Origin of the sequence: Phreatobacter oligotrophus (genome assembly GCF_003046185.1) — a bacterium.
In the GTDB taxonomy this organism is placed as follows: Bacteria; Pseudomonadota; Alphaproteobacteria; order Rhizobiales; family Phreatobacteraceae; genus Phreatobacter; species Phreatobacter oligotrophus.
In genome coordinates this window covers 133,441-158,248 of record NZ_PZZL01000004.1, presented here as the reverse complement: position 1 = coordinate 158,248, position 24,808 = coordinate 133,441, and the positions used below count along the sequence as shown (strand labels likewise).

22 protein-coding genes are annotated in these 24,808 nt (G+C 68.4%); 16 read left to right on the top strand and 6 right to left on the bottom strand.

Translation table 11 applies throughout. The features are described 5' to 3' along the window. Positions 1–105: 105 nt before the first annotated feature. On the top strand, positions 106–759 hold the full coding sequence (locus C8P69_RS10525) for an HAD hydrolase-like protein (RefSeq protein ID WP_108176867.1): 654 nt from the start codon (positions 106–108) through the stop codon (positions 757–759). Positions 760–805: 46 nt separating this feature from the next. Here C8P69_RS10525 and C8P69_RS10520 read toward each other — a convergent pair whose 3' ends face one another. After that, a complete protein-coding gene (locus tag C8P69_RS10520) occupies positions 806–2,161 on the bottom strand; it encodes a serine hydrolase domain-containing protein (protein WP_170118206.1) in 1,356 nt (451 codons plus the stop codon). 278 nt (positions 2,162–2,439) lie between these two features. On the opposite strand from C8P69_RS10520, the gene C8P69_RS10515 reads away from it, so the two are divergent. Both C8P69_RS10515 and tsf read left to right on the top strand, forming a co-directional pair. After that, a complete protein-coding gene (locus C8P69_RS10515; RefSeq protein ID WP_108176863.1) occupies positions 2,440–3,438 on the top strand; it encodes a 30S ribosomal protein S2 in 999 nt (332 codons plus the stop codon). Positions 3,439–3,564: 126 nt separating this feature from the next. Continuing rightward, the gene (tsf, locus tag C8P69_RS10510) at positions 3,565–4,488 is read left to right on the top strand and encodes a translation elongation factor Ts (protein ID WP_108176861.1); all 924 of its coding nucleotides are present in this window, start codon (positions 3,565–3,567) and stop codon (positions 4,486–4,488) included. A 55-nt stretch (positions 4,489–4,543) separates the two neighbouring features. On the opposite strand, the gene C8P69_RS10505 is transcribed toward tsf, so the two are convergent. Further along, entirely contained in the window at positions 4,544–5,188 is a 645-nt protein-coding gene (locus tag C8P69_RS10505; protein ID WP_245901979.1) for a 2-hydroxychromene-2-carboxylate isomerase, read from the bottom strand. Next, positions 5,188–5,922, bottom strand: coding sequence for an SDR family NAD(P)-dependent oxidoreductase (locus tag C8P69_RS10500; RefSeq protein WP_108177487.1), 735 nt, complete (start codon positions 5,920–5,922; stop codon positions 5,188–5,190). Before C8P69_RS10500 ends, C8P69_RS10505 begins: the two co-directional genes overlap by 1 nt. A gap of 186 nt (positions 5,923–6,108) precedes the next feature. Here C8P69_RS10500 and pyrH point away from each other — a divergent pair, with 186 nt between their 5' ends. The 12 genes from pyrH (at position 6,109) to lpxB (ending at position 18,626) form a co-directional block, all read left to right on the top strand. After that, positions 6,109–6,825 carry a UMP kinase gene (gene pyrH, locus C8P69_RS10495; protein WP_108176859.1) on the top strand — a complete coding sequence of 239 codons (717 nt, stop codon included), beginning with the start codon at positions 6,109–6,111 and terminating at the stop codon, positions 6,823–6,825. Positions 6,826–6,878: 53 nt separating this feature from the next. Then, the gene (gene frr, locus C8P69_RS10490; protein ID WP_108176857.1) at positions 6,879–7,445 is read left to right on the top strand and encodes a ribosome recycling factor; all 567 of its coding nucleotides are present in this window, start codon (positions 6,879–6,881) and stop codon (positions 7,443–7,445) included. A gap of 20 nt (positions 7,446–7,465) precedes the next feature. Beyond that, positions 7,466–8,233, top strand: coding sequence for an isoprenyl transferase (locus C8P69_RS10485; RefSeq protein WP_273510731.1), 768 nt, complete (start codon positions 7,466–7,468; stop codon positions 8,231–8,233). Position 8,234: 1 nt separating this feature from the next. Then, on the top strand, positions 8,235–9,083 hold the full coding sequence (locus C8P69_RS10480) for a phosphatidate cytidylyltransferase (RefSeq protein ID WP_170118205.1): 849 nt from the start codon (positions 8,235–8,237) through the stop codon (positions 9,081–9,083). A 4-nt stretch (positions 9,084–9,087) separates the two neighbouring features. Further along, positions 9,088–10,257, top strand: coding sequence for a 1-deoxy-D-xylulose-5-phosphate reductoisomerase (dxr, locus tag C8P69_RS10475; RefSeq protein ID WP_108176851.1), 1,170 nt, complete (start codon positions 9,088–9,090; stop codon positions 10,255–10,257). Positions 10,258–10,313: 56 nt separating this feature from the next. Then, a complete protein-coding gene (gene rseP / locus C8P69_RS10470) occupies positions 10,314–11,456 on the top strand; it encodes an RIP metalloprotease RseP (RefSeq protein ID WP_108176849.1) in 1,143 nt (380 codons plus the stop codon). Between the two features lie 214 nt (positions 11,457–11,670). Next, the gene (gene bamA, locus C8P69_RS10465) at positions 11,671–14,184 is read left to right on the top strand and encodes an outer membrane protein assembly factor BamA (protein WP_245901978.1); all 2,514 of its coding nucleotides are present in this window, start codon (positions 11,671–11,673) and stop codon (positions 14,182–14,184) included. Positions 14,185–14,236: 52 nt separating this feature from the next. Then, on the top strand, positions 14,237–15,283 hold the full coding sequence (gene lpxD / locus C8P69_RS10460; RefSeq protein ID WP_108176845.1) for a UDP-3-O-(3-hydroxymyristoyl)glucosamine N-acyltransferase: 1,047 nt from the start codon (positions 14,237–14,239) through the stop codon (positions 15,281–15,283). A 17-nt stretch (positions 15,284–15,300) separates the two neighbouring features. Then, complete coding sequence (fabZ, locus tag C8P69_RS10455; RefSeq protein ID WP_108176843.1) at positions 15,301–15,759, top strand: 3-hydroxyacyl-ACP dehydratase FabZ; 459 nt, start codon at positions 15,301–15,303, stop codon at positions 15,757–15,759. Beyond that, positions 15,759–16,610 (top strand): acyl-ACP--UDP-N-acetylglucosamine O-acyltransferase, encoded by an 852-nt coding sequence (gene lpxA / locus C8P69_RS10450; protein ID WP_108176841.1) that lies wholly within the window; start codon positions 15,759–15,761, stop codon positions 16,608–16,610. The genes fabZ and lpxA overlap by 1 nt, the downstream gene beginning before the upstream one ends. Then, entirely contained in the window at positions 16,603–17,454 is an 852-nt protein-coding gene (locus tag C8P69_RS10445; protein ID WP_108176839.1) for an LpxI family protein, read from the top strand. Before lpxA ends, C8P69_RS10445 begins: the two co-directional genes overlap by 8 nt. Beyond that, on the top strand, positions 17,451–18,626 hold the full coding sequence (gene lpxB / locus C8P69_RS10440; protein ID WP_108176837.1) for a lipid-A-disaccharide synthase: 1,176 nt from the start codon (positions 17,451–17,453) through the stop codon (positions 18,624–18,626). Before C8P69_RS10445 ends, lpxB begins: the two co-directional genes overlap by 4 nt. 84 nt (positions 18,627–18,710) lie before the next feature. Here the strand turns inward: lpxB and gltA are convergent, their stop codons facing one another. Both gltA and gltX read right to left on the bottom strand, forming a co-directional pair. Then, positions 18,711–20,009, bottom strand: coding sequence for a citrate synthase (gene gltA, locus C8P69_RS10435; protein ID WP_108176835.1), 1,299 nt, complete (start codon positions 20,007–20,009; stop codon positions 18,711–18,713). A 172-nt stretch (positions 20,010–20,181) separates the two neighbouring features. Then, positions 20,182–21,600, bottom strand: coding sequence for a glutamate--tRNA ligase (gene gltX, locus C8P69_RS10430; RefSeq protein WP_108176833.1), 1,419 nt, complete (start codon positions 21,598–21,600; stop codon positions 20,182–20,184). Positions 21,601–21,757: 157 nt separating this feature from the next. Here gltX and C8P69_RS10425 point away from each other — a divergent pair, with 157 nt between their 5' ends. Next, positions 21,758–24,022 (top strand): ComEC/Rec2 family competence protein, encoded by a 2,265-nt coding sequence (locus C8P69_RS10425; protein WP_170118204.1) that lies wholly within the window; start codon positions 21,758–21,760, stop codon positions 24,020–24,022. A 4-nt stretch (positions 24,023–24,026) separates the two neighbouring features. Here the strand turns inward: C8P69_RS10425 and lexA are convergent, their stop codons facing one another. After that, entirely contained in the window at positions 24,027–24,725 is a 699-nt protein-coding gene (gene lexA / locus C8P69_RS10420) for a transcriptional repressor LexA (protein ID WP_108176829.1), read from the bottom strand. Between the last annotated feature and the right edge of the window lie 83 nt (positions 24,726–24,808).

Genomic DNA, 24,808 nt, shown 5'->3' with positions numbered 1-24,808 from the left:
GCCCTTCTGCCGGAGGCGGGGGAGGCTGTCACGCGCCGGGATCCGCGCGGCGCATCTGCGCCGGGGCGGGTGGACGCTGGCCGCGCGACGCCCTAGGACGGCCGGATGCGCCCGACCCTGCTCATCGACCTCGACGGCACCATGACCGATCCCGCGCCGGGGATCATCGGCTCGTTCCGCAAGGCGCTGGTCGACCTCGGCCACGAGCCGCCGCCCTTCGAGAGCCTCGGCTGGATCATCGGCCCGGCGCTGCGCCTGTCCTTTCCGCGGGTGATGGGGGAGGGCGCCGATCCGGAGCCGGCTCTTGCCCGCTACCGTGTTCATTACGGGGCGGGCGGCATGTATGACCTCACGGTCTATGACGGCATGATCGAGGCCCTCGGCGCCCTGCGCGGCGCTTCGGAGCGCATGTTCGTCTGCACCGCCAAGCCCGAGCCCTATGCGGTGCCGATCCTGGAGCGCTTCGGTCTCGCCGGCTTCTTCGACGGCATCTATGGCGCGGCGCTGGACGGCAGCCTGGACGACAAGGCGGACATCATCGCCAAGATCATCGCCGAGCGCGGCGTCGACCCGGCGCGCAGCGTGATGATCGGCGACCGCAAGCATGACATCCTCGCAGCCCGCCGGCACGGCATGGCCTCCATCGGCGTCACCTGGGGCTATGGCGGGGCGGAGGAACTGACAGAGGCCGGGGCGAGCGTGCTGTGCGAGCGGCCAGGGGCGCTGCCTGAGATGGTCAAGGCGATGAAGGTGGCCTGAGCGCCACATCTCTGCTGGCCGGCATTCCCGGTTGCCGTTCCTCGTCTCAGGGCGCTTCCGGAAGCGCCGCGACGATGGCCGTCAGCAGGCGGGCCGTGCTGTAGCCGACATCCTCGCGGGTCAGCCCCATGCGCAGGATGACCAGCTTCCGAGACGGGATGATCGCGATCACCTGACGCAGATGACCCTGCATCAGATAGGTGTCCGCCGGCAGCCGAAAGCCCAGTCCCCTCGCGAGCCAGACACTGCCGCGGCCATAGACCGGGCCACGTCCCGCGTCAGAGAGCAGAACGGGCGAGCGCATGTAGTCGATGAAGTCGGCCGGCAGGAGCTGGCGCCCGTTCCACTCGCCGCCGCGACGCAAGAACTCGGCGAAGCGTGCCCAGTCGCGCGCCGTCGCATAGAGAAATGCATCGCCGAGGAACGTGCCGGTTGGATCTGCCTCCAGAACCGCACTGGCCATGCCGAGTGGACGGAACAGTTTCGCGCGAGGGTAATCGGATGCCTCCAACCCAACGGCGTCCTGCCAGACACGCGACAGGAGGAGGGATGCGCCACTTGAGTAACTGAAACGGGAGCCGGCGCGCGCGACGAGCCTGCGATCCCGCGCGAATGCCGCGGCATCTTTCGCAACGAATTCCATGAGGCCCGGATCCGGTTCAGGCCCTTGGTCTTCGTTCCACGCAAGACCGGTGGTCATCGCCATAAGGTCGGCAACTGAAATGTCCGCTCTCTCATCACCGGACCACTTCGCGAAGAGGTTCCGTCGGTCCAGCGACAGGCGCCCGTCGGCGATTGCCATCCCGGCAAGGACCGTATTGACGGTCTTCGTCATCGACCAGCCAAGCAGCGGTGTCCCCGCATCGAACCCAGAGCCATAGGTCTCCGCCACGATGCGTCCCTCATGCACCACGACAATGGCGCGCATGCCTGGGCCCTGCAGCGCCGTGTCGTTCAGAGCCGCCATCAGACGGGCATTCGTCGGCGGCTCGACGCGGTCGCCGGCCGGCCAGAGGGCTGCCGATGGGGTCGACGGCGGCAAAGGAGCGCTGTGAGCCGTTCTGCCGTCAACGGCAAGCGTGCATCCGCGGTCCGGCACGTGAAGCGCGCTCCGGCGGGCAAACAGGCCGAGATAGGTCGCATCGACGCGGCTTTCAGAGGTCGATACCCGGATCGTCAGGTGGCGCGCCGCGCGTGGCAGCATGAACGCGACATCTGTGCCGATGACGTCCGCGGGATCGCGTCGCGCCATGAAGACGTTGGAACAGACGATCTTGGCCGCGATCGACGTGGAGGACAGAATGCCGTCGGAGGGAAAGAGATAGAGCCAGGCGCCAGCCCCGCCTACGGCCGCCAGCAGGCCCGCGGCCACTAGTCCCAAGACTTTCGTGACGCGGCGCATGATCGTTCGACGGTCCACAGGGCTTTCCTGTCGGTCATCGGAGCGCGATCGACCGGGCAATACATCCTTGCAGGCTCGGCCGGGGAGTCTTCGGGCGCAAGCTGGTGAGACCTCGTAGCGCGTCCCACGGCTTGCGCTTCCCATCCTGATCGTGTAGTGCCCCGGCCATTCCACACGCGGACCCGCGGCTGAGGACGATTGTCCTTTGCCGCTCCGGTGGTGACGGATCCCAGTTCGGGGTCGGCCATTGTCCGCGGAGGCACAACCGGAGAAGACTTATGGCGCTGCCCGATTTCAGCATGCGTCAGCTTTTGGAAGCTGGCTGCCACTTTGGCCATCAGGCCCATCGCTGGAACCCGAAGATGAACCAGTACATCTTCGGCGTCCGCAACAACATCCACATCCTCGACCTCGCCCAGACCGTGCCGATGCTGCATCGCGCGCTCGTCGCCGTGTCCGACACGGTGGCCAAGGGCGGCCGCGTCCTCTTCGTCGGCACCAAGCGCCAGGCGCAGGAGTCGATCGCTGCCGGCGCCAAGCAGTGCGCCCAGTACTACGTGAACTCGCGCTGGCTCGGCGGCACGCTGACCAACTGGAAGACCGTGTCGGGCTCGATCTCGCGCCTGCGCAAGCTGGACGAGGCCCTCGCCTCGGGCGGCGCCGGCTACACCAAGAAGGAAGCCCTCACGCTCGCCCGTGAGAAGGACAAGCTCGAGCGCGCCCTCGGCGGCATCAAGGACATGGGCGGCGTTCCCGACCTGATGTTCGTGATCGACACCAACAAGGAAGCGATCGCCATCCTCGAGGCCCGTCGCCTCGGCATCCCGGTCGTCGCCATCGTCGACACCAACTGCGATCCGGACGGCATCACCTATCCGATCCCGGGCAATGACGACGCCGGCCGCGCCATCACCCTCTACTGCGACCTGATCGCCCGCGCCGCCATCGACGGCATCGGCCGCGCCCAGGGTTCGTCGGGCATGGACCTCGGCGCTTCCGAGAAGCCGATGATCGAGGACCTGCCGCAGGCCGCCTCGCCCGCCGGTGTCGAGCGTCTGGCCGGCCCGCGTGGCCCGGCCGACGAGCTCATCAAGCTGACCGGCGTGTCGCCGGACATCGAGAAGCAGCTCAACGATCTCGGCATCTTCCACTTCTGGCAGATCGCCGGCTTCACGCCGTCTGACGCCGCCGAGATCGGCGACAGCGTCGGCCTGCCGGGCCGCGTCCAGGGCTGGATCGACCAGGCCAAGACCCTGGTCGACGCCGAAGCCGCCTGATCGGCCATTCCGTCATCTGCCTGACACGAAAGACGTGTCGGGCAGGGATCGGTTTTTGAGTTCCGGCCGGTTCGCTCCCGCGGACCGGCCGTTTCCCATCCCCACTTTCAATTCGAGGACGGACCCATGGCGAACATCACCGCCCAGATGGTCAAGGAACTGCGCGAGATGACCGGCGCAGGCATGATGGACTGCAAGTCGGCCCTGAACGAGACCAACGGCGACATCGAGGCGGCCGTCGACCTGCTGCGCAAGAAGGGCCTGTCCAAGGCCGCCAAGAAGGCCGGCCGCGTCGCCGCCGAGGGCCTCGTCGGCATCTTCACCGAGGGCACCAAGGCCGCCGTGGTCGAGGTCAACTCGGAGACCGACTTCGTCGCCCGCAACGACCACTTCCAGGGCCTGGTGAAGCTCATCGCCCATGTGGCGCTGAAGACCGGCGACAATGTCGACGCGATCCTCGCCGCGCCCGCCACCTCCGGTGGCACGGTGGCCGATGCCATCGCCTCGTCGATCGCCACGATCGGTGAGAACCAGTCGCTGCGCCGCGCCTCGGTCCTGTCGGTCACCGACGGCGTCGTCGGCAGCTACGTCCACAATGCCATCGACCCGGGCCTCGGCAAGATCGGCGTGCTGGTCGCCCTCGAGTCGACCGGCGACAAGGCCGAGCTCGCAGCCCTCGGCCGCATGGTCGCGATGCATGTCGCCGCCGCCAGCCCGCTCGCCCTCGACGCCGCCGGCCTCGATCCGGCCGTCGTCGCCCGCGAGAAGGCGATTCTCGCCGAGAAGAACGCCGGCAAGCCCGAGAACGTGATCGCCAAGATCGTCGAGTCGGGCATCAAGACCTACGCCAAGGAGGTCTGCCTCCTCGACCAGCTCTACATCCACGATGGCGGCAAGACCGTTGCCCAGGCCCTCAAGGAGGCCGAGGGCAAGGTCGGCGCGCCGATCAAGCTCACGGCCTTCACCCGCTTCGCGCTGGGCGAGGGCATCGAGAAGGCGGAGAACGACTTCGCCGCCGAGGTCGCCGCCCAGGCTGGCCTCAAGTCCTGATCGGGACCTCATCGATTGATGGAAAAGGGGCGGGCAACCGCCCCTTTTTTGTGTCTCAGGCGGCGAGCGCGTCCTCGACGTCGCGCAGCCGATCCTTGCCGAAGAAGATCTCGCGCCCGACGAAGAAGGTCGGCGCGCCGAAGCTGCCACGGCCGACCGACGCCTCGGTGTTGGCCATGAGCCCCGCCTTCACGTCGGCCGCCTGCGTCGCCTCGAGGATGGCGGCACCGTCGAAGCCCGAGGCGTCGAGCGCTGCCTTGAACACCGCAGGGTCGTCCATCTTCTTCGGCTCCTCCCACATGTGGTGGAAGCCGGCCTCAACGTAAGGGCCGAGCTTGCCCTCCTTCTCCATGGCCACCGCGCCGCGCATCAGCAGCAGCGTGTTGACGGGGAAGAACGGGTTCATCGTGAAACGGTCGAGCTTGTGCTTGGCGATGAAGCGGGCGATCTCCAGCCGCTCATAGGCGAGCTTGTTCTTGACGCCCGAGAAGGCCTCGAAGGGCGAGCGGTTGTTGGTTGCCTTGAAGATCCCGCCCAGCAACACCGGCACATAGCGGATGCTGGCCCCCGTCCGCGCGACGATGCCGGGCAGGACCTTGTGGGCGAAGTAGGCGTTCGGACTGCCGAAATCGAAGTGGAATTCGACGACCTTGGGGCCGCTCAGGGGCATGGTCTCGTCGTCCTGTGTCATGGGCTGCATCACCATGTCTCCCTGTAGGGCCGAATGTCGAGTTCGTGGGTCCACGCATCGCGCGGCTGGGCGTGAAGCTGCCAATAGGTCTCGGCGATGGAAGCCGGGTTCATCAGCTCGTCCGGGGCGATCTCGTCCGATCCGCCGCGCTGGCGGCGGAGATCACGGACGAAGGCGGTATCGACCCCGGCATCGATGACGAGATGGGCCACGTGAATGTTCTGGGGTCCGAGCTCGCGCGCCATGCTCTGGGCGACAGCGCGCAGGCCCGCCTTGGCGCTGGCGAAGGCGGCAAAGCCCGATCCGCCGCGTAGGCTTGCGGTCGCGCCGGTGAAGAAGATCGAACCGGATCCGCGCGGCACCATGATGCGCGCGGCCTCACGGCCGGTGAGGAAGCCCGCATAGCAGGCCATCTCCCAGACCTTGCGGAAGACCCGCTCCGTCGTGTCGCGGATGGGAAAGCGGACATTGCCGCCGACATTGAAGATGCAGGCGGCAAGCGGCGCCTCGGCATCGGCCGCATCGAGGAAGGCTGCGACCTCCTCCTCGCGCCTGGCGTCAAGCGACCGCCCCAGGGCGCGTCCGCCGGCTGCCGCAATCTGGTCGACCAGGGGGCCAAGCTTGTCGCCATTGCGGCGGCCGAGGACGACCGTGTAGCCGCCCGCCGCGAAACGCCTCGCGATGGCGGCGCCGATATAGTCTCCGGCTCCGACGATGGCGACAGTGGCAGGGGTCGTGGTCATGCGGGCCTCCTCGTCAGGACCGAAGCGTAGATCGTGTATCTGCACGATGCCAAGATCGGCCATTGGTGGGGACGGGCAGGGGACATCGACCGCTCCAGCGGGGGCGGCCATTTGCGCCGCCGGGACATTGCGCTAAACGGGCTGCCACCATCCGCCCCGCGGGGCTGAACGAATCGGGAGGACGCCATGGCCGGCCGAGGCTACAGGCGCGCGCTGGTCAAGGTGTCCGGCGAGGCGCTCGCGGGGGACCAGGAGTTCGGCTTCGACCCGAAGACCGTCCGCGCCGTGGCCGAGGACCTCATCGCCGCGGCCAAGGCTGGCACCGAGATCGTCGTGGTGGTCGGCGGCGGCAACATCTTCCGCGGCAAGCAGATCGCCGGAATCGGCCTTGGCCGTGTCGATGCCGACGCCATCGGCCGTCTGGCGACGGTCATGAATGCGATCGCGCTTGCCGGCCAGATCAATGCGCTGGGCCATCCCGCCGTGGCGCTTTCGGCCGAGCCGGTGCCGGAGGCGCTCGACGTCTACACGGTGCGCCATGCCCTGGCGCATATCGCCGCCGGGCGGATCCTCGTCCTGGGTGGCGGCATCGGCGTACCGCTGCTCACCACCGACACCACCGCCACCATGCGCGCCGTCGAGCTCGGCTGCGACGTGGTGCTCAAGGGCACGAATGTCGACGGCATCTATTCCGCCGATCCCAAGAAGGATCCGTCGGCCGTGCGCTATGATGCGCTGACCGCCGACGAGGCCATCGCCCGCGACCTCAAGGTCATGGATACGGCCGCCTTCGCGCTTGCCCGGGAGAACCGACTTCCGATAATCGTCTTCTCCCTCGACGCCCCTGGCGCCGTGGCTTCGGTGCTGGCCGGCGACGCCCGCTGCACCCTCGTCACCGCCTGACGGCGACCCTTCTTTCCCGCGGAACCCCGCGCAAGACCCAAGAGGCGTACCCCATGGCCGCGTCCCCGACTTTCGACCTCGCCGACATCACGCGGCGGATGCAGAGCTCCATCGCGTCGTTCAAGCACGAGCTCGGCACGCTGCGCACCGGTCGCGCGTCGCCGAACCTGCTCGATCCGATCCAGGTCGAGGCCTATGGCCAGACCATGCACATCAACCAGGTGGCGACCGTGAGCGTGCCCGAGCCGCGCCTTCTGTCGGTGCAGGTCTGGGACCGGTCCATGGTGGGCCCTGTCGAGAAGGCGATCCGCGAGTCGAGCCTCGGCCTCAACCCGCAAACCGAGGGCCAGGTCATCCGCCTGCGCATCCCGGAGCTGACCCAGGACCGCCGCAAGGACATGGTGAAGGTCGCCCACAAATATGCGGAGGGCGCCCGCATCGCGATCCGCCACATCCGCCGCGACGGCATGGACATCCTGAAGGCGAAGGAGAAGGACCATTCGATGAGCGAGGACGAGCATGTCCGCGCCTCCGAACAGGTCCAGAAGGAGACCGACAAGCACATCGCCGAGGTCGATCAGCTCGTCGCCCAGAAGGAAAAAGAGATCATGACGGTTTGAGCCCCGGGCCGGTCATGACGATGGCGGACCGACAAGGACTGGCGCAGGATACCGGGGTAGCGGCCGCAGCGGCGCCCGCCGCCCTGCCGCGCCATATCGCCATCATCATGGACGGCAACGGCCGCTGGGCGACCCAGCGCGGCCTGCCGCGGGTCGAGGGTCATCGGCGCGGGGTCGAGGCGCTGCGCCGCACCCTGAAGGCGGCTCGCGACATCGGCATCGAGATCGTCACGGTCTATTCCTTCTCCTCGGAGAACTGGTCGCGGCCTCCGGCGGAGGTCTCGGCCCTGATGGGCCTTCTCAAGCGCTTCATCCGCAACGATCTCGCCGAACTGCATGAGGCCAATGTCCGCGTGCGCATCGCCGGCGACCGCACGGCGCTCGATCCCGACATTCGTGCGCTTCTCGTCGAGGCCGAGGCGCTCACCGCCCGCAACCTCGGCCAGACGCTCATCGTCGCCTTCAATTACGGGTCCCGCCAGGAAATCGCCGCCGCCGCCCGGGCGCTCGCCGAGGAGGTCGCGCGTGGCGAGCGCACGCCGGAGAGCATCACGCCCGAGGCCATCGAGGCGCGGCTCAACACCGCCGGCATCCCCGATCCCGACCTCGTCATCCGCACCTCCGGCGAAATGCGCCTGTCGAACTTCCTGATGTGGCAGGCAGCCTATGCCGAACTCGTCTTCCAGCCGGTCCTCTGGCCCGACTACGGCCGGGAGGCGCTGGAGGAGGCGCTGGCCGAATATGGACGCCGCGAGCGCCGCTATGGCGGCCTCGCCGCGGGCCGCTGACATGGATCCAGACCTGAAGCCCGCAGGGGCCTTCTCCGATCCGGATCTCAAGAAGCGCGTCGTCTCGGCGCTGATCCTCATTCCCGTGGCCATCTTCACCGCCTGGCTCGGCGACTGGCCCTTCGCGCTGCTCTGGCTGCTCGGCGCCTGCCTCGTGCTCCTCGAATGGAACCGGCTGGTCCTGCCGGAGCAGCCGCGGGCGCTTTACTGGGGCGAGGTAGCCTGCCTCGTCGCGGCGCTTGCCTTCGAGCGGACCTTCGTCAATCCGGGCTTCGCGCTCATCGCGCTGGGGGTGGGCACGCTCGTCGCCATCTGGCTCAGTCCCGCCGGCCACAGCCGCTGGGCGATCGCCGGGCTCGTCTATGCCGCGGCGGTGGTCCTCGGCCCGACGATCCTGCGCGACGACAACGCCCTCGGCTTTGCCGCCATCTTGTGGCTCTTCGCGGTGGTCTGGGGCACGGATGTCGCCGCCTATTTCGCCGGCCGCTCGATCGGCGGGCCGAAGCTCTGGCCGCAGCTTTCGCCGAAAAAGACCTGGTCCGGGTTCCTCGGCGGCACGCTCATCGGCACGGCCATCGCGCTGGCGGTGGTGCGCTTCGTCGGTATCCAGCCGACCCTCGGCCTTGCTCTGGCGACCTTCGCCATTGCCGCCCTGAGCCAGGCCGGCGATCTCTTCGAATCCTCGGTCAAGCGCCGCTTCGCCGCCAAGGATGCCGGCTCTATCATTCCCGGCCATGGCGGCGTGATGGACCGGCTCGACGGCTTCCTCGTCGCCGCGGTTGCGGCAGCTGCGCTGGGTCTTGCGCGCGGGGGCTCCGCCAATCCCGCCGCCGGCCTGCTGCTATGGTAAGTCCATGCGCGCTCTGACGTTGCTCGGGGCGACCGGCTCCATCGGAACCAGCACGCTCGACATTGTCGACCGCCACCGCGACCGCTTTCGCATCGAGGCGGTGACCGCCAATGGCGATGCCGAGAAGCTGGCGGCGATTGCCCGCGAGCATGGCGCAAGGCTCGCCGTCGTTGCCGATCCTGCCTCCTATGGCCGTCTGAAGGACCTGCTCGCCGGCTCCGGCATCGAGACGGCGGCCGGGCCTGCCGCGGTCGCTGCTGCGGCCGCGCGTCCCGCCGATCTGGTCGTTGGCGCGATCACCGGGGCGGCCGGCGTCGAGCCGGTCCTGGCGGCGATCGGGCAGGGGACCGCGATCGCTCTCGCCAACAAGGAGAGCCTGGTGGCGGCCGGTGACATGGTGATGGGCGCGGCTAAGCGCCGCGGCGTCACCATTCTGCCGATGGATTCCGAGCATAACGCCGTCTTCCAGGCCCTCGCCGGCTCCCGTCTTGAGGATGTCGAGACGGTCTGGATCACCGCGTCGGGCGGGCCGTTCCGGACCTGGAATGCCGCCGCCATCGCCGCGGCGCGGCCAGAGGACGCACTGAAGCACCCGAACTACGCCATGGGCGCCAAGGTGACGGTGGATTCGGCCGGTCTCATGAACAAGGGCCTCGAGCTCATCGAGGCATTCCACCTGTTCGGCCTGCCGGCCGAGCGGCTGAAGGCCGTCGTCCATCCCCAGCAGGTCGTTCACGGCATGGTCGCCTATCGCGACGGGTCGATTGTCGCTCAGCTGGGCGCGGCCGACATGCGGGTGCCCATTGCCCATTGCCTCGGTTTTCCCGAGCGGATCGACGGCCCTTCGAAGCGGCTCAACCTCGCGGAGATCGGCTCGCTGACCTTCGAGGAGCCCGATCTTGTGCGGTTTCCCTGCCTTCGGCTCGCCATCGCGGCGATGACGGTGGGGGGAAGGGCGCCGACGGTGCTCAACGCCGCCAACGAGGTGGCGGTGGAGGCTTTCCTCAGCCGGCGCATCGGCTTCGGCGCCATTGCGGCGGTAGTGGAGGCGGTTCTGGAGGCGGAGGGCGACGGCCCCGCTCCGGCCACATTGGACGATTTATGGTTGATTGACCATGCCGCGAGAGAGCGGGCGCGCGCCACTATGCTTAACGCGCCCGCTGCGGCATCTTGAAAATCGGGAGGGTATGAGTCCGGACGCATCCGGGCCCGTGCCCATGGGACAGATCGATGAACGCTGCTGCCGCGCTCGGCGGATGGGGCCAGACCCTGATCTGGACCATCATTCCGTTTCTCTTCGTGCTGACGATCGTGGTGTTCTTCCACGAACTCGGCCATTTCTGGGTGGCGCGGCGCAACGGCGTCAGGGTCGAGGCCTTCTCGATCGGTTTCGGCCGCGAACTCGTTGGCTTCAACGACCGTCACGGCACCCGCTGGAAGCTCTGCGCCATTCCGCTCGGCGGCTACGTCAAGTTCTACGGTGACGCCGACGCCGCCTCGACGCCCGATTTCGACACCGCCAATGCCATGACGGCGGATGAGCGCTCGCAGAGCTTCTTCCACAAGTCGCTCGGCCAGCGTGCCGCCATTGTCGCAGCCGGCCCCATCGCCAATTTCATCCTCGCCATCGTCATTTTCGCCGGCGTCTTCACGATCTTCGGCAAGCCGATCACCTCGCCGCGTGTCGAGACGATCGTCGCCGGCAGCGCCGCCGAACAGGCCGGCTTCCAGCCCGGCGACCTCGTTCTGACCATCAATGGCCGCGAAATCGAGAGCTTCTCCGACATGCAGCGCATCGTTGGGGCGAGCGCCGGCGCCTCGCTCGCCGTCGTTGTCGACCGCGGCGGCGACCGCAAGACGCTGACGGCGGTGCCGACCATCTACGAGTTCAAGGACCGGTTCGGCGGCACCCACCGCATCGGCCGGCTCGGCATTTCCCGGTCGAACCAGCCCGGCGATACCCAGATCCGCCACTACGATCCCTTCACCGCCACCTGGATGGGCGTGAAGGAAACCTGGTTCGTCATCGACCGCACCTTCGCCTATCTTGGCGGCGTGGTGATGGGCACGCAGAGCGCCGATCAGCTCGGCGGCCCCATCAGAATCGCCCAGGTTTCGGGCGAGGCGGCGCAGATCGGATTCGTCGCGCTCCTGAGTCTTGCTGCCCTCATCTCCGTCTCCATCGGGCTGCTCAATCTCTTCCCGATTCCCATGCTCGACGGCGGCCATCTGGTCTTCTACGCCATCGAGGCCGTGCGCGGCCGTCCGATGAGCGAAAAGTCGCAGGAAATGGCTTTCCGCTTCGGTTTGGCGCTGGTCCTCATGCTGATGATCTTCGCCACCTGGAACGACATCCGGGGCATCGTCGGATGAGGGCGGGCGTGGCGATCCGGCAACGGACTTTCAAAAACCGGCGGTGCGGCGCCGGGGCGGTTTGCACTTCTGGGCAAACCGGTTACAAGCGAACCGCCCGGGAGGGATCCACGGGTGGTTCGCGTTCGCGTGAAACCAACATACCCAACAGACAGGCGCGTGATTCATGACTTCTTTCGCTCGGACGGTCCGAACGGTCGTGATCGCAGGAACGATGACCGCAGTGGGCGTGGTGATGGCCGCGACCTCCGGTGTCGTCCTCTCCACTGCAGTGAATGCGCAGTCTGCCGCCTCGATCGTCGTGCAGGGTAACCGCCGCATCGAGGCCGACACGATCCGCTCCTATTTCTCCGGCGGCGAGCTGACCGCCGCGCGCGTCGACGAGGGCATCAAGGCGATGTACGCCACGGGCCTGTTCCGTGACGTGCGCGTGAGCCGCGCCGGCGGCCGCCTGGTCGTCCAGGTCTCCGAGAACGAGGTCATCAACCGCGTCGTCTTCGAGGGCAACCGCCGCCTGAAGACCGACCAGCTCATGGGCGAGATCGAGTCCAAGCCGCGCGGCACCTTCTCGCGCGCCACGGTCCAGTCCGACACCCAGCGTCTCTACGACGTCTATCGCCGCACCGGCCGCTACGAGGTCGAGATCACGCCGAAGACCATCGAGCAGCCGAACGGCCGCATCGATCTCGTCTTCGAGATCAACGAGGGCAAGAAGGCCTCCGTCCGCGCCATCAATTTCGTCGGCAACAACTCGTTCGGCCGCCAGCGCCTGCTGGACGTGATGATGACCGCCGAGTCGGGCATCCTTTCCTGGCTGAAGTCGAACGACGTCTATGACGCCGACCGCCTCAATGCCGACCAGGAGGCGATCCGCCGCCTGTATCTGCGCAACGGCTATGTCGACATGCGCGTCCTCTCGGCCCGCGCCGATTTCGACCAGGCCGCCAACGCCTTCACCATCACCATCGAGATCGAGGAAGGCCCGCAGTACCGGGTCGGTTCGGTCGAGGTGCAGTCCAACATCCGCGACGTCGACGGCGCCACGCTGCGCGGCGCCGTGAAGACCCAGGCCGGCGCCGTCTACAATGTCGAGCTGGTCGACAAGTCGCTCGAGGATGTGACCCTCGAGGTTGCCCGCCGCGGCTATGCCTTCGCGTCCGTCCGCCCGCGCGGCGAGCGTGACCCCTCGACCCTGACGGTGAACCTCGTCTACGTGGTGGAAGAGGGCCCGCGCGTTTACGTCGAGCGCATCAACGTGCGTGGCAACACCCGCACCCAGGACCGCGTCATCCGCCGCGAGTTCGACATGGCGGAGGGCGATGCCTACAACCGCGTGCTCGTCGACCGCGCCGAGCGACGCCTGAAGAACCTCGGCTACTTCAAGGACGTGAAGATCACCACCGAGCCCGGCTCGGCGGCTGACCGCGTCATCGTGAACGTCGAGGTCCAGGACCAGCCGACGGGCGCCTTCTCCATCGCCGGTGGTTACTCGACCGCTGACGGCTTCATCGCCGAGGCCTCGGTGGAAGAGCGCAACTTCCTCGGCCGCGGCCAGTTCGTCCGCCTCGGCGGCACGTTCGGCCAGCGCTCCAAGGGCGTGAACTTCTCGTTCACCGAGCCCTTCCTGATGGATTACCGCCTCGCCGGCGGCTTTGACCTGTTCTACCGCCAGACCAACCGGTCGAGCTGGCAGCCCTACGAGTCGCGCTCCTACGGCGGCACCCTGCGCCTCGGCATCCCGATCACCGAGCAGTTCGCCGTGCAGCTGCGCTACAGCGCCATCGCTCAGCGCATCTCGGTCGCTGACAGCCAGGTGAACTGCTACACGGGCCTCGGCCAGATGAACCAGTACACGGATGCCAATGGCAACGTGTCCTACTATCAGGCGGGTGATCCGCGTGCGACCGGCCTGACCCTGGTGGGTCCGGCGTCGCTGGCGGCTGACGGCTCGATCAACACCACGGGCAATGGTCGCGCCTATACCTGCTTGGATGATGGCGAAGTTTCCTCGGCGATCCGCGCCATCAACGGCCGGAACCGCTTCATCTCGATGTTCGGCTATTCGCTGGTCTATTCGAACCTCGACCGCGCCATCAATCCGAGCCAGGGCCTCTATGCCGAGCTGCGTCAGGACGTGGCGGGCGCCGGTGGCGATGCGAAGTTCGTTCGCACCACCTTCGAGAGCCGCTACTATCACGACCTGACCAACGACTGGATCGGCATGCTGCGCGTTCAGGCCGGCCATATCGGCGGTCTCGGCGGTCGCCTCGACGCGATCGACCAGTTCTTCATGGGTCCGGAGCTCGTCCGCGGCTTCCAGACGGCCGGCATCGGTCCGCGCGACTTCGCGCTGTCCACCGCTGCTGCTGCTCTCGGTCTGAACCGCATTCCTGACGCGGTCGGCGGCACCATGTACTGGGGTGCTTCGGCTGAGGTGACCTTCCCGATCACCTTCCTGCCGAAGGACTTCGGCATGCGCGGCGCTCTCTATGCCGACGCCGGCTCGGTCTGGGGCTACAACGGCATCCGCACCTTCAACACCGGCGGTGGCATCCTCGATGTCAACCTGCAGGGGTCGGACCAGCACAAGGTTCGCTCGTCGGTCGGTATGGGCCTCCTCTGGAACTCGCCCTTCGGTCCGATCCGCTTCGACTATTCCTTCGTCCTGTCCAAGGCGAGGGGCGACCAGACGCAGGCCTTCCGCTTCTCGGGCGGCACGCGCTTCTGACCGTCGGCGTCCCGGTCTGTCGGGGCGCTGCGGTCCCCGGAGCGGGATCATCATGGCGGAACCTCAGTTCCTGATACCGGCCGAGGCGATGACCGTCGCCTCGGTCGCGGCTTTTCTGAAGGCCGAATGGGTCGGCGGCGACGGCGAGCGAGTCATCCGCACGGTCGCGGCCCTGTCCAATGCCGGACCGGACAGCCTGACCTTCCTCGACAACCCGAAATATGCCGGACAGCTCGCCACGACGCGGTCGGCGGCCTGCCTCGTGCATGCCCGCCAGCGCGATCTGGTGCCGGCTGAGGTCGCGGCGATCGTCGTGCCGCACCCCCATGCCGCCTTCGTCTCGGTGTCGCGGCGGCTCTATCCGCAGGCGCTGAAGCCACAGTCACTCTTCGGCGCCACAGGCATTTCGCCGGGTGCCATGATCCATCCCACCGCGCGGCTGGAAAGCGGCGTCGTGGTCGATCCCGGCGTGGTCGTCGGCCCCCAGGCGGAGATCGGTTCCGGGACGGTGCTCGCCGCCGGGGCTGTCATCGGACCGGGTGTGCGCATCGGTCGCGACTGCGCCATTGGCCCGCATGTGTCGCTGACCCATGCGCTGCTCGGCAACCGGGTCATCCTCCACGCCGGCGTGCGGGTCGGCCAGGACGGGTTCGGCTTCGAGCTCGGCCGGCAGAAGCACGCCAAGGTGCCGCAGATCGGCCGGGTCATCATCCAGGACGACGTGGAGATCGGCGCCAACTCGACCGTCGACCGCGGCCATGTGCTGGATACGGTGATCGGCGAGGGCACCAAGATCGACAATCTCGTGCAGATCGCCCACAACGTCGAGATCGGCCGTCATTGCGTCATCGTCAGCCAGGTGGGCCTGTCCGGTTCGGCGCGGCTCGGCGATTTCGTCATGCTGGGCGGTCAGGTCGGCGTGAACAACCATGTGACGGTGGGCAGCGGGGCGCAGATCGCCGCGACCTCCATCGTCAAGGACGACGTGCCGGAGGGCGCGCGCTGGGGCGGCAGGCCCGCCAAGCCGGTGCGCGACTGGTTCCGTGAGATCGCCGCGGTGGAGCGGCTTGGCCGGGCACGGACCGGCGAGAAGGACTGAGGGGAGGCAGCCAGCCGATGACCGAGACGACGACCAGCATCGATACGGCCGGGATCCGCGAGATCCTCAGCGTGCTGCCGCACCGCTATCCGTTCCTGCTCATCGACAAGATCGTCAACATCCGTGGCGACGAGTTCGGCATCGGCATCAAGAACGTGACGGCCAACGAGCCGCAGTTCATGGGCCATTTCCCGGGTAATCCGATCATGCCGGGCGTCCTGATGATCGAGGGCATGGCCCAGACCGGCGGCGTCATGGCGCTGACCTCGGTGGGCGGCACCGGCAAGCTGGTCTTCTTCATGACCATCGACAAGGCGAAGTTCCGCAAGCCCGTCACGCCCGGCGACAGGATCGAGTATCACATGACCAAGATCGCCAAGAAGCGGAACATCTGGTTCTACCGGGGCGAGGCCATGGTGGACGGCAAGCTGGTGGCCGAGGCCGAGCTCTCGGCCATGCTGGCGGACGCCGCGTGATGTCCTCACGCGCCACCGAGGTCCATCCGCTCGCCTATGTCTCGCCCGCTTCCCGGCTGGGGCAGGGGGTGCGGATCGGTCCCTTTTGCACGGTCGGCGCCGATGTGACGCTCGGTGACGGCGTCGAGCTCATCAGCCACGTCAACATCGACGGCATCACCACGATCGGCGCGCGCACGGTGGTGCATCCCTTCGCCTCGCTCGGCACGCCGCCGCAGGACCTCTCCTACATGGGCGAGCCGACCACGACCGCCATCGGCGAGGATTGCGTGATCCGCGAGAGCGTGACGGTCAATCGCGGCACGCCGAAGAGCGGCGCGACGGTGATCGGCGACCGCTGCTTTCTCATGGCCTATGCCCATGTCGCCCATGACTGCCGGGTCGGCAACAACGTCATCTTCGCCAATGCCGCGACCATTGGCGGCCATGTGAAGGTCGGCGATTTCGTCTTCCTCGGCGGGCTCTGCGCCGTCCACCAGTTCACCCGCATCGGCGATTTCGCCATGGTCGGGGGCGTGACCGGCGTGAAGGACGACGTCATTCCCTATGGCATGGCCTTCGGGGCCAATGGCACGTCGGGCGAGCTGATCGGCCTCAACGTTGTCGGCATGAAGCGGCGCGGCCTCAGCCGTGACGATGTCCGCCAGGTGCGCGCCTGTTACGAGACGCTGTTCTACGGGGCCGGGACCTTTGCCGAGCGGGTGGCCGATGCCACCGCCGCCTATGCCGACCATCCCGCTGCCGGCCGCCTCATCGCCTTCATCGCGGCGGAGGAGAAGCGGCCGATTATGATGGCAGCGCCGAAGAAGACCCGCGTCGCCGGCACGGGCACTGCGCCCGCCGATGAGTGAGACGACGCCGCTCGGGATCATCGCCGGCGCAGGCGCCTTTCCGCTCGCCCTGGCGCGGGCGGCCGAGGCGCAGGGGCGGCCGGTCTTCGCCATCCTGCTGAAGGGCATCGCCGGCAAGGAGCTCGAGGCCTATCCCCATGCCTGGGTCGGCATCGGCCAGTTCGGCGCGATCTGCGCACAGGCCCGCCGCGCCGGCTGCCGGGATCTCGTGCTCATCGGGTCGCTGGTGCGGCCGAATCTCTGGACCACGCTTCCCGATATCGGCGCTCTGAAGACGCTGCCGGAGGTGCTGCGCCTGTACCGTGGAGGCGACGACCACCTGCTGAGCGGCATCGCGCGCCTGTTCGAGCGCGAGGGGTTCCGTCTGGTCGGCGCCCATGAGGTCGCGCCGGGGCTGGTCATGCCGGAAGGGCGACTCGCCGGGCCCGAGCCCGATGCGGACGACCGCGACGACATTGCCATGGCGCGCGCCGCCATTGCCGCGCTCGGTCCCTATGACGTCGGGCAGGGCATCGTCATCGGCCGGCGGCGCATCGTGGCGGTCGAGGGCGCCGAGGGAACGGACGGCATGCTGGAGCGCTGCGCCGCCATGGTCGCCTCGGGCCGCATCCGCTGGGGCAAGGGCGTCGGCATCCTCGTGAAGGCGCCGAAGCCCCAGCAGGACCGGCGCATCGACATGCCGGCCATCGGTCCTGCCACCGTCGACAAGGCTGCCGCTGCGGGCCTGCGCGGGATCGCCGTCGTCGCCGGCTCCACCCTGGTCGTGGAAATGGATGAGGTGGTGCGCCGCGCCGACCGGCACGGCGTCTTCGTGCTGGGCGTCGGTGCCGAGGCCGGGCCATGAGCGAGGCGACCGGACCGCTCGACGTGTTCATCGTCGCGGGCGAGGAATCGGGCGACCAGCTCGGCGCTCACCTCATGGACGCGCTGAAGGTCCAGTATGGTGGGCCGGTCGGCTTTCGCGGCGTCGGCGGCCCGCGCATGGAGCGGCGCGACTTCGTCTCGCGCTTTCCGATGAACGAGATCGCCCTGTTCGGCATCACCTCGATCATCGCCCACATCCCCAACATCCTGCGCCGGGTGCGCGAGACCGTGGCGGAGATCGTGGCGCGGCCGCCCGACGTGCTGGTCCTCGTCGATTGCCCCGGCTTCAATCGCCGGGTGGCGCGCGCGGTGCGCAAGCAGCGCCCGGAGATTCCCATCGTGTTCTATGTCTCCCCGACCGTCTGGGCCTGGCGGCCGGGGCGCGCGGCGGAGATGCGGCCCTTCGTTGACCATCTGCTTGCGCTGCTGCCCTTCGAGCCGGAGGTGCACCGGCGTCTTGGTGGCCCGACGACGACCTTCGTCGGCCATCCCATTTCCGAACGCCTCACCGATCTGCGCCCCGGGCCTGACGACCGGGCGCGCCGCGAGGCCCCGCCGCCGCTCGTCCTGGTGCTGCCGGGCAGCCGGAGGGGAGAGATCACGCGGCTTTCGCCGCTCTTCGCCGATGTGCTGCAGCGGGTCGAGGCAAGGCTCGGCCCGATCGACTGGGTGTTGCCGGCCGTGCCCCATCACCGCGCGCTGATCGCGGCGGAGGTCGCGGGCTGGCCGGTCAAGCCGCGCATCGTCGATGGCGAGGCGGCGAAGTTTGCCGCCTTCCGCCAGGCGCGGGCGGCGCTCGCCTGCTCCGGCACGGTGACTCTGGAGCTGGCGGTTTCCGGCGTACCGGAGGTCGTCACCTATCGCACCGGCTGGCTCGAGGCGCAGATCGCGCGCCGGCTCATCACCACCGATACGGCGGTGCTGGCGAACCATGTGCTGGCCGAGAAGGTCGTGCCGGAGTTCATCCAGGAACATGGCACGCCGGAGGTGGTGGCGGCGGCTCTCGCGGGGATCATCCCGGACGGGCCGGCGCGGCAGGCACAGGTCGATGCCTTCGCCCGCCTCGACGCGGTCATGGACTTTGCCGGCGAGGAGCCGAGCACGAAGGCCGCCCGCATCGTGCTCGATACCTGGCGCGCCCGCCGCGGCTGAGCTGCAGCACCGCCTCATCCATCCGGTCGCGTACGAAAAAGGGGCGCCGAAGCGCCCCTTCAAAACCCTTGCCGTGCGGCGATCTCACTTGCGGCGCGAGATCGGCACGTAGTCGCGGCGGGTCTCGCCGGTATAGAGCTGGCGCGGACGGCCGATCTTCTGCTGCGGGTCCTCGATCATCTCCTTCCACTGCGCGATCCAGCCGACGGTGCGGGCGAGCGCGAAGAGGACGGTGAACATGTCGGTCGGGAAGCCCATCGCCTTGAGGGTGATGCCCGAATAGAAGTCGATGTTCGGGTAGAGCTTCTTCTCGACGAAGTAGCTGTCCGACAGGGCGATGCGCTCCAGCTCCACCGCGACGTCGAGCAGCGGGTCGTCCTTGATGCCGAGCTCGCCGAGGACCTCGTGGCAGGTCTTCTGCATGATCTTCGCGCGCGGGTCGTAGTTCTTGTAGACCCGGTGGCCGAAGCCCATGAGGCGGAAAGGATCGTTCTTGTCCTTGGCCTTGGCGATGAACTTCGGGATGTTCTCGACGTGGCCGATCTCGCCGAGCATCTTCAGCGCCGCCTCGTTGGCGCCGCCATGGGCGGGGCCCCAAAGGCAGGCGATGCCGGCGGCGATGCAGGCGAAGGGATTGGCGCCCGACGAGCCAGCGAGGCGGACCGTCGAGGTCGAGGCGTTCTGCTCGTGGTCGGCGTGCAGGATGAAGATGCGGTCCATGGCGCGGGCGAGGACCGGGTTCGGCTTGTACTCCTCGGCCGGCACGGAGAAGCACATGCGCAGGAAGTTCGACGCGTAGTCGAGCGAGTTCTGCGGGTACACGAAGGGCTGGCCGATCGAGTACTTGTAGGCCATGGCGGCGAGCGTCGGGAGCTTCGCGACGAGGCGGATCGACGAGATCATCCGCTGCTGCGGGTCAGCGATGTCGATGCTGTCGTGGTAGAAGGCCGAGAGCGCGCCGACGGCGGCGACCATGACGGCCATCGGGTGGGCGTCGCGGCGGAAGCCGGTGAAGAAGCGCGACATCTGGTCATGCACCATGGTGTGGTGCGTGACGCGGTAGTCGAAATCGGCCTTCTGGGCGGCGGTCGGCAGGTCCCCGTAGAGCAGCAGGTAGCAGGTCTCGAGGAAGTCACCGTGCTCGGCCAGCTGCTCGATCGGGAAGCCGCGATAAAGCAGGATGCCCTCGTCACCGTCGATATAGGTGATCTTGCTCTCGCAGCTCGCGGTCGAGGTGAAACCGGGATCGTAGGTGAACATGCCCGTCTGGGCGTAGAGCTTGCCGATGTCGACGGTCGACGGCCCGACGCTTCCATCGGAGACCGGCAGCTGGACCGTCTTGTCCCCAACGGTCAATGTCGCGGTCTTGGCATTTGCGGACATCGGCAACCCCTTGAATTTCCAGACTCTTTATATTCGCCCGCCCGAGGTGTGGAACACCCGTCGCGCCCCTGGTTCCGGATAGACGTTTTTCCGCAACGCGGCAAGCGCGGGGGGACCCTTAGGGCGGCCCCTCAGACCTATGTAGGATAACGAAATGACACGCTGACGGGGGTCAGGCGCGCATCTGGTCGGCGATGCGCGCAAGGCTTTCCTCGCGGCCCAGCACCTCCAGCACGTCGAAGATGCCGGGGGAGGTGGTGCGGCCGGTCAGCGCCGCCCGCAGCGGCTGGGCCAGGGCCCCGAGCTTCACGCCGCGCGCCTCGGCCTCCGCCCGCACCGCCGCATCGGCGGCCGCGGCCGTCCAGTCGGCCAAGGCGGCAAGGCGGGTGTGCAGCGCGGCGAGATGGCCGCGCGCGTCGTCGGTGAGCAGGGCGCGCGCCTTGTCGTCGACGGTGAGCGGACGCATGGCGAGGATGAAGCCGGCGCCGTCGATGAGGTCGAGCACCGTCTTCGCCCGCTCCTTGATGCCGGGCATGGCCTTGAGGAGCTGGTCGCGCCGGGCGGGCGTCAATGCCTCCTTCAGCGCCGGCCCGCCATCGATGTGGGGCAGGATGTCGTCGATCGCGGCGAGCAGGCGGTCGTCGGTGGCATGGCGGATGTAGTGGCCGTTGATCGCCTCGAGCTTGGCGAAGTCGAAGCGGGCCGGCGAGCGGCCGATGGACGAGAGGTCGAAGGCCTCGACCATCTCCTCGGTGGAGAAGATCTCCTGGTCGCCATGGCTCCAGCCGAGGCGGACGAGATAGTTGCGCAGCGCCTCCGGCAGGTAGCCGAGCGCCCGGTACTGCTCGACGCCGAGGGCGCCGTGGCGCTTCGACAGCTTGGCGCCATCCGGCCCGTGGATGAGCGGGATATGGGCCATGGCCGGCACCACCCAGCCGAGCGCCTCGTAGATCTGGGTCTGGCGGGCGGCATTGGTGAGGTGGTCGACGCCGCGGATGATGTGGGTGATGCCCATGTCATGGTCGTCGACGACCACGGCATGCATGTAGGTCGGCGTGCCGTCCGAGCGCAGCAGCACGAGGTCGTCGAGGTCCTTGTTGGGGATCACCACGCGGCCCTGGACGAGATCCTCGACCACCGTCTCGCCATCCTGCCGGGCCTTCAGGCGGATCACCGGCTTCACGCCGGCCGGCGCCTCGGAGGGATCGCGGTCGCGCCAGCGGCCGTCATAGCGGGGCGGACGGCCCTCCTTCATGGCGGTGGCGCGCATCTCCTCGAGCTCCTCGGGGGTCGCGTAGCAATGATAGGCCTTGCCGGCGGCGAGGAGCTGGCGGGCGACCTCGGCGTGCCGCTCGGCGCGGGCGAACTGGAAGATGGTCTCGTCGTCCCAGGCAAGGCCGAGCCAGGCGAGGCCATCCAGGATGGCGTCGATCGCTTCGGTGGTGGAGCGCTGGCGATCCGTGTCCTCGATGCGCAGCAGCATCTTGCCGCCGGTCTTGCGGGCATAGAGCCAGTTGAACAGCGCGGTGCGGGCACCGCCGATGTGCAGGAAGCCCGTCGGGGAGGGGGCGAAACGGGAGACGACGGTCATGATTCTTCCGAAGAGGACAGGGCGGGCCGGGCGCGACTAGGCTTCTGGCCGGAAAGCGCGTCGGCTTAGCATGCCGGCACGGGAATGGGGAGCGCCCTGTGGTGAGCGGCCACGCGTCGTCCGGCCCGTCGGTGAGCGCCCTGCCGGGAGGTGGGCGGTGAGGCCGCGCGCGAGGGCACTCGCCATTGCCGCCGGCATGCGTGCCGCGGCTGGCACGCGTCACGGGCTCGGCCTTGAGGCGATCGGCGCGCGGCTGTCGGGATGGTGGGCGCTGGAGCTGGAGCGCGGGCGGGCCTTCCTGTTCCTGCCCGTGGCGATGAGCGTTGGCATACTGTTGTACTTCGCCGCGCCCGATGAACCCTCGCTTGCGGCGGCGATCCTGCTCGCTATCGCCACAGCGTCGGCGGCGATCGTCCTGCGGCGGCATCACGGGCCCGCGCTGGCCATGACCGCGATTGCGGCGGTCGCTCTCGGTTTCGCGGCAGCGGCGACACGGACTGCGTGGGTCGCCCACCCCGTGCTGCGAACCGAGACCCAGTCGCTGACCGTCTCGGCCTGGGTGGAGGCGGTGGAGCGGCGGGAGAATGGCGACCGGCTCACGCTGCGGGTCCGCAGCCTGACGCCAGCGCCCGATCCGGCGCCGGACCGCATCCGCGTCACCAGCCGGACTGCGACCGGGGTCACCACCGGTCAGGCGGTGGTGTTGACGGTGCGGCTGCGCCCGCCGGCCGATCCCGCCGCCCCCGGCCAGTATGACTTCAGCCGTGATGCCTGGTTCGCCGGCTACGGCGCCACCGGGTTCATCATCGGCCAGGTCCGGGCGGGGGAGGTGGGCGAGATGCCCTCCGGCGTCATGCTCCGGGCAAGGCTCGACGCGGTGCGCCAGGCGATCAGCGACCGCATCCGCTCGGCCATCCCCGGCGCGTCCGGCGCCATTGCCGATGCTCTGGTGACGGGTAAGCGCGACGGCATCCCGGAAGGCCTGAACGAGGCCATGCGCGCGGCCGGCACCTATCACATCCTGTCGATCTCCGGCTTTCACATGGCGCTGGTGGCGGCCCTCATCTTCGGCATCGTGCGCGGTGGCCTCGCCCTCGTGCCGTCCATCGCCCTGCGGCACCGCGCCAAGGCCTGGGCCGCCTTCGTCGCCCTGGTGGTGGCGACCATCTATCTCGTGATTTCCGGCGCCGAAGTCGCGACGCAGCGCTCGTGGATCATGATCGCCGTGGTCCTTCTCGGCGTCATGCTCGACCGCGGCGCGCTGACGCTGCGCACGCTCGCCATCGCCGCGCTCGCCGTGCTGCTCGTCGCGCCCGAAAGCCTTCTCGGCCCGAGCTTCCAGATGTCCTTCGCCGCAACGCTGGCGCTCATTGCCGGCTATGTGTCGCTGCGGCCCTTCGCCGAGGCGCATGCCGATGCCCCAGCCGGCATCGGCCGCATGCTGCTCATGGTCACGAATGGGGTCGCGGGCCTTGCGACCAGTTCCTTCGTCGCCTCACTCGCGACGACCCCTTACGCGGCGCACCACTTCAACACGGTGCATCTCTACGGCGTTGCCGGGAACCTCCTCGGCGCCCCGGTCATCGAGTTCTTCGTCATGCCGCTGGAGATCCTGGCGCTGATGCTCTGGCCCTTCGGCTGGGACAAGCCGGTCTGGGCCCTGGCGGGGCTGGGCGTCGACCTCTTCGTGCGGATCGTCGAATGGGTCGCCTCCTGGCCGGGCGGCAAGGTGATCGTGCCGGAGACCCGGCCGTCCGCGCTGCTGGTCCTGTCGCTGGGGCTGGTGCTGGTCGCGGCGCTGTCGACGCCGCTGCGCTGGATCGGGGCGCCGCTGGTGCTGGCCGGCCTCGCGGCCGCTCCCCATGGCAAGCCGCCGCTCGCGCTTGTCGACGGCGACGGCACGACGGTCGCCGCCCGCGCGCCGGACGGAACGCTCCGGGTCGTCTCGCGGCGCGGCAGCCGGTTCGCCGTCCAGCGCTGGCTGCTGGCGGAGGGCGACCGGCGCAATGCGGCGGAGGAGAGCCTGCAACAGGGGGTGCGGTGCGACGGCCTCGGCTGCGCCATGCCGCTGGCGGGCGGCGGCCGCATCGCCGTGCCGCTTCATCCCGATGCACTGGCCGATGATTGCCGCGAGGCGCGGCTGGTGGTGACGCGCTTCGCGGTTCCGCACGGGTGCGGCGCCGTGGTGCTGAACCTTTCGGCGATCCCCTCGACCGGCGCCCTTCGGCTGCGCCACGAGGCCGGATCATGGCAGGTGGAGACAGCACGCCTCACATACGGGACGCGACCCTGGCACCGGGCGCCGCCCAAGGGAGCGATGCCGCCGGTGCTGCAAGGGCCCCATGCGGCGTTACCCCAAGCGCCTGCACCGCCTCCGGCGGCCGACATGCCCGAGGAGGGCGACGCAGAGCCGCCGCGCTGAGCCGTCAGTAGCGGCGGATGAGGCCGACGAGCTTGCCCTGGATGCGCACCCGGTCGGGACCGAGAACGCGGGTCTCGTAGGCTGGATTGGCGGCTTCGAGGGCGATGGAGGTGCCGCGCTTGCGCAGCCGCTTCAGCGTCGCTTCCTCGTCATCGATCAGCGCCACGATGATGTCGCCGGTCTCGGCCGTGTCGCCCTTGCGGATCAGGGCGATGTCCCCTTCGAGGATGCCGGCCTCGATCATCGAATCGCCCCGCACCTCCAGGGCGTAATGCTCGCCGCGGGAGATGAGCTCCGGCGGCACCGAGACCGTCGAGATGCGCTGCTCCACCGCCTCGCGCGGCACGCCGGCGGCGATGCGGCCCATCAGCGGCACGGCGACCGGCATGACCGTGTCGTCATCAACCGGTTGCGGCCGGGAGCGGCCGAGCGAGCCTTCGATGACGCTCGGCGAGAACTTGCCGCGGGCGGTGGCGGGACCGGCCGACTGCTCGGGCTGGCGGATGATCTCGAGGGCGCGGGCGCGGTTCGGCAGGCGGCGAATGAAGCCGCGCTCCTCTAGCGCCGTGATGAGCCGGTGGATGCCGGATTTGGACTTCAGGTCGAGGGCTTCCTTCATCTCGTCGAAGGAGGGGGGCACCCCGGTCTCCTTCAGCCGCTCCTGGATGAAGCGAAGAAGCTCGTGTTGCTTGCGCGTCAGCATCGGATACCGCCCCTGAGTGTCACCGGCCCGAATCGAACGAACAGACCATGAACAATCACTATCTGTTCTATGTGTGTTCTGCA

Bases quoted from the DNA above. Each gene is read 5' to 3' on its own strand.
- bamA (WP_245901978.1), top strand. From the start codon at position 11,671: ATGACCGCAGTGGGCGTGGTGATGGCCGCGACCTCCGGTGTCGTCCTC.
- frr (WP_108176857.1), top strand. From the start codon at position 6,879: ATGGCCGCGTCCCCGACTTTCGACCTCGCCGACATCACGCGGCGGATG.
- rseP (WP_108176849.1), top strand. From the start codon at position 10,314: ATGAACGCTGCTGCCGCGCTCGGCGGATGGGGCCAGACCCTGATCTGG.
- C8P69_RS10515 (WP_108176863.1), top strand. From the start codon at position 2,440: ATGGCGCTGCCCGATTTCAGCATGCGTCAGCTTTTGGAAGCTGGCTGC.
- fabZ (WP_108176843.1), top strand. From the start codon at position 15,301: ATGACCGAGACGACGACCAGCATCGATACGGCCGGGATCCGCGAGATC.
- pyrH (WP_108176859.1), top strand. From the start codon at position 6,109: ATGGCCGGCCGAGGCTACAGGCGCGCGCTGGTCAAGGTGTCCGGCGAG.
- lpxA (WP_108176841.1), top strand. From the start codon at position 15,759: ATGTCCTCACGCGCCACCGAGGTCCATCCGCTCGCCTATGTCTCGCCC.
- C8P69_RS10445 (WP_108176839.1), top strand. From the start codon at position 16,603: ATGAGTGAGACGACGCCGCTCGGGATCATCGCCGGCGCAGGCGCCTTT.
- tsf (WP_108176861.1), top strand. From the start codon at position 3,565: ATGGCGAACATCACCGCCCAGATGGTCAAGGAACTGCGCGAGATGACC.
- C8P69_RS10485 (WP_273510731.1), top strand. From the start codon at position 7,466: ATGGCGGACCGACAAGGACTGGCGCAGGATACCGGGGTAGCGGCCGCA.
- lpxB (WP_108176837.1), top strand. From the start codon at position 17,451: ATGAGCGAGGCGACCGGACCGCTCGACGTGTTCATCGTCGCGGGCGAG.
- C8P69_RS10520 (WP_170118206.1), bottom strand. From the start codon at position 2,161: ATGCGCCGCGTCACGAAAGTCTTGGGACTAGTGGCCGCGGGCCTGCTG.
- lpxD (WP_108176845.1), top strand. From the start codon at position 14,237: ATGGCGGAACCTCAGTTCCTGATACCGGCCGAGGCGATGACCGTCGCC.
- gltX (WP_108176833.1), bottom strand. From the start codon at position 21,600: ATGACCGTCGTCTCCCGTTTCGCCCCCTCCCCGACGGGCTTCCTGCAC.
- C8P69_RS10525 (WP_108176867.1), top strand. From the start codon at position 106: ATGCGCCCGACCCTGCTCATCGACCTCGACGGCACCATGACCGATCCC.
- gltA (WP_108176835.1), bottom strand. From the start codon at position 20,009: ATGTCCGCAAATGCCAAGACCGCGACATTGACCGTTGGGGACAAGACG.
- C8P69_RS10500 (WP_108177487.1), bottom strand. From the start codon at position 5,922: ATGACCACGACCCCTGCCACTGTCGCCATCGTCGGAGCCGGAGACTAT.
- lexA (WP_108176829.1), bottom strand. From the start codon at position 24,725: ATGCTGACGCGCAAGCAACACGAGCTTCTTCGCTTCATCCAGGAGCGG.
- C8P69_RS10505 (WP_245901979.1), bottom strand. From the start codon at position 5,188: ATGCAGCCCATGACACAGGACGACGAGACCATGCCCCTGAGCGGCCCC.
- dxr (WP_108176851.1), top strand. From the start codon at position 9,088: ATGCGCGCTCTGACGTTGCTCGGGGCGACCGGCTCCATCGGAACCAGC.
- C8P69_RS10480 (WP_170118205.1), top strand. From the start codon at position 8,235: ATGGATCCAGACCTGAAGCCCGCAGGGGCCTTCTCCGATCCGGATCTC.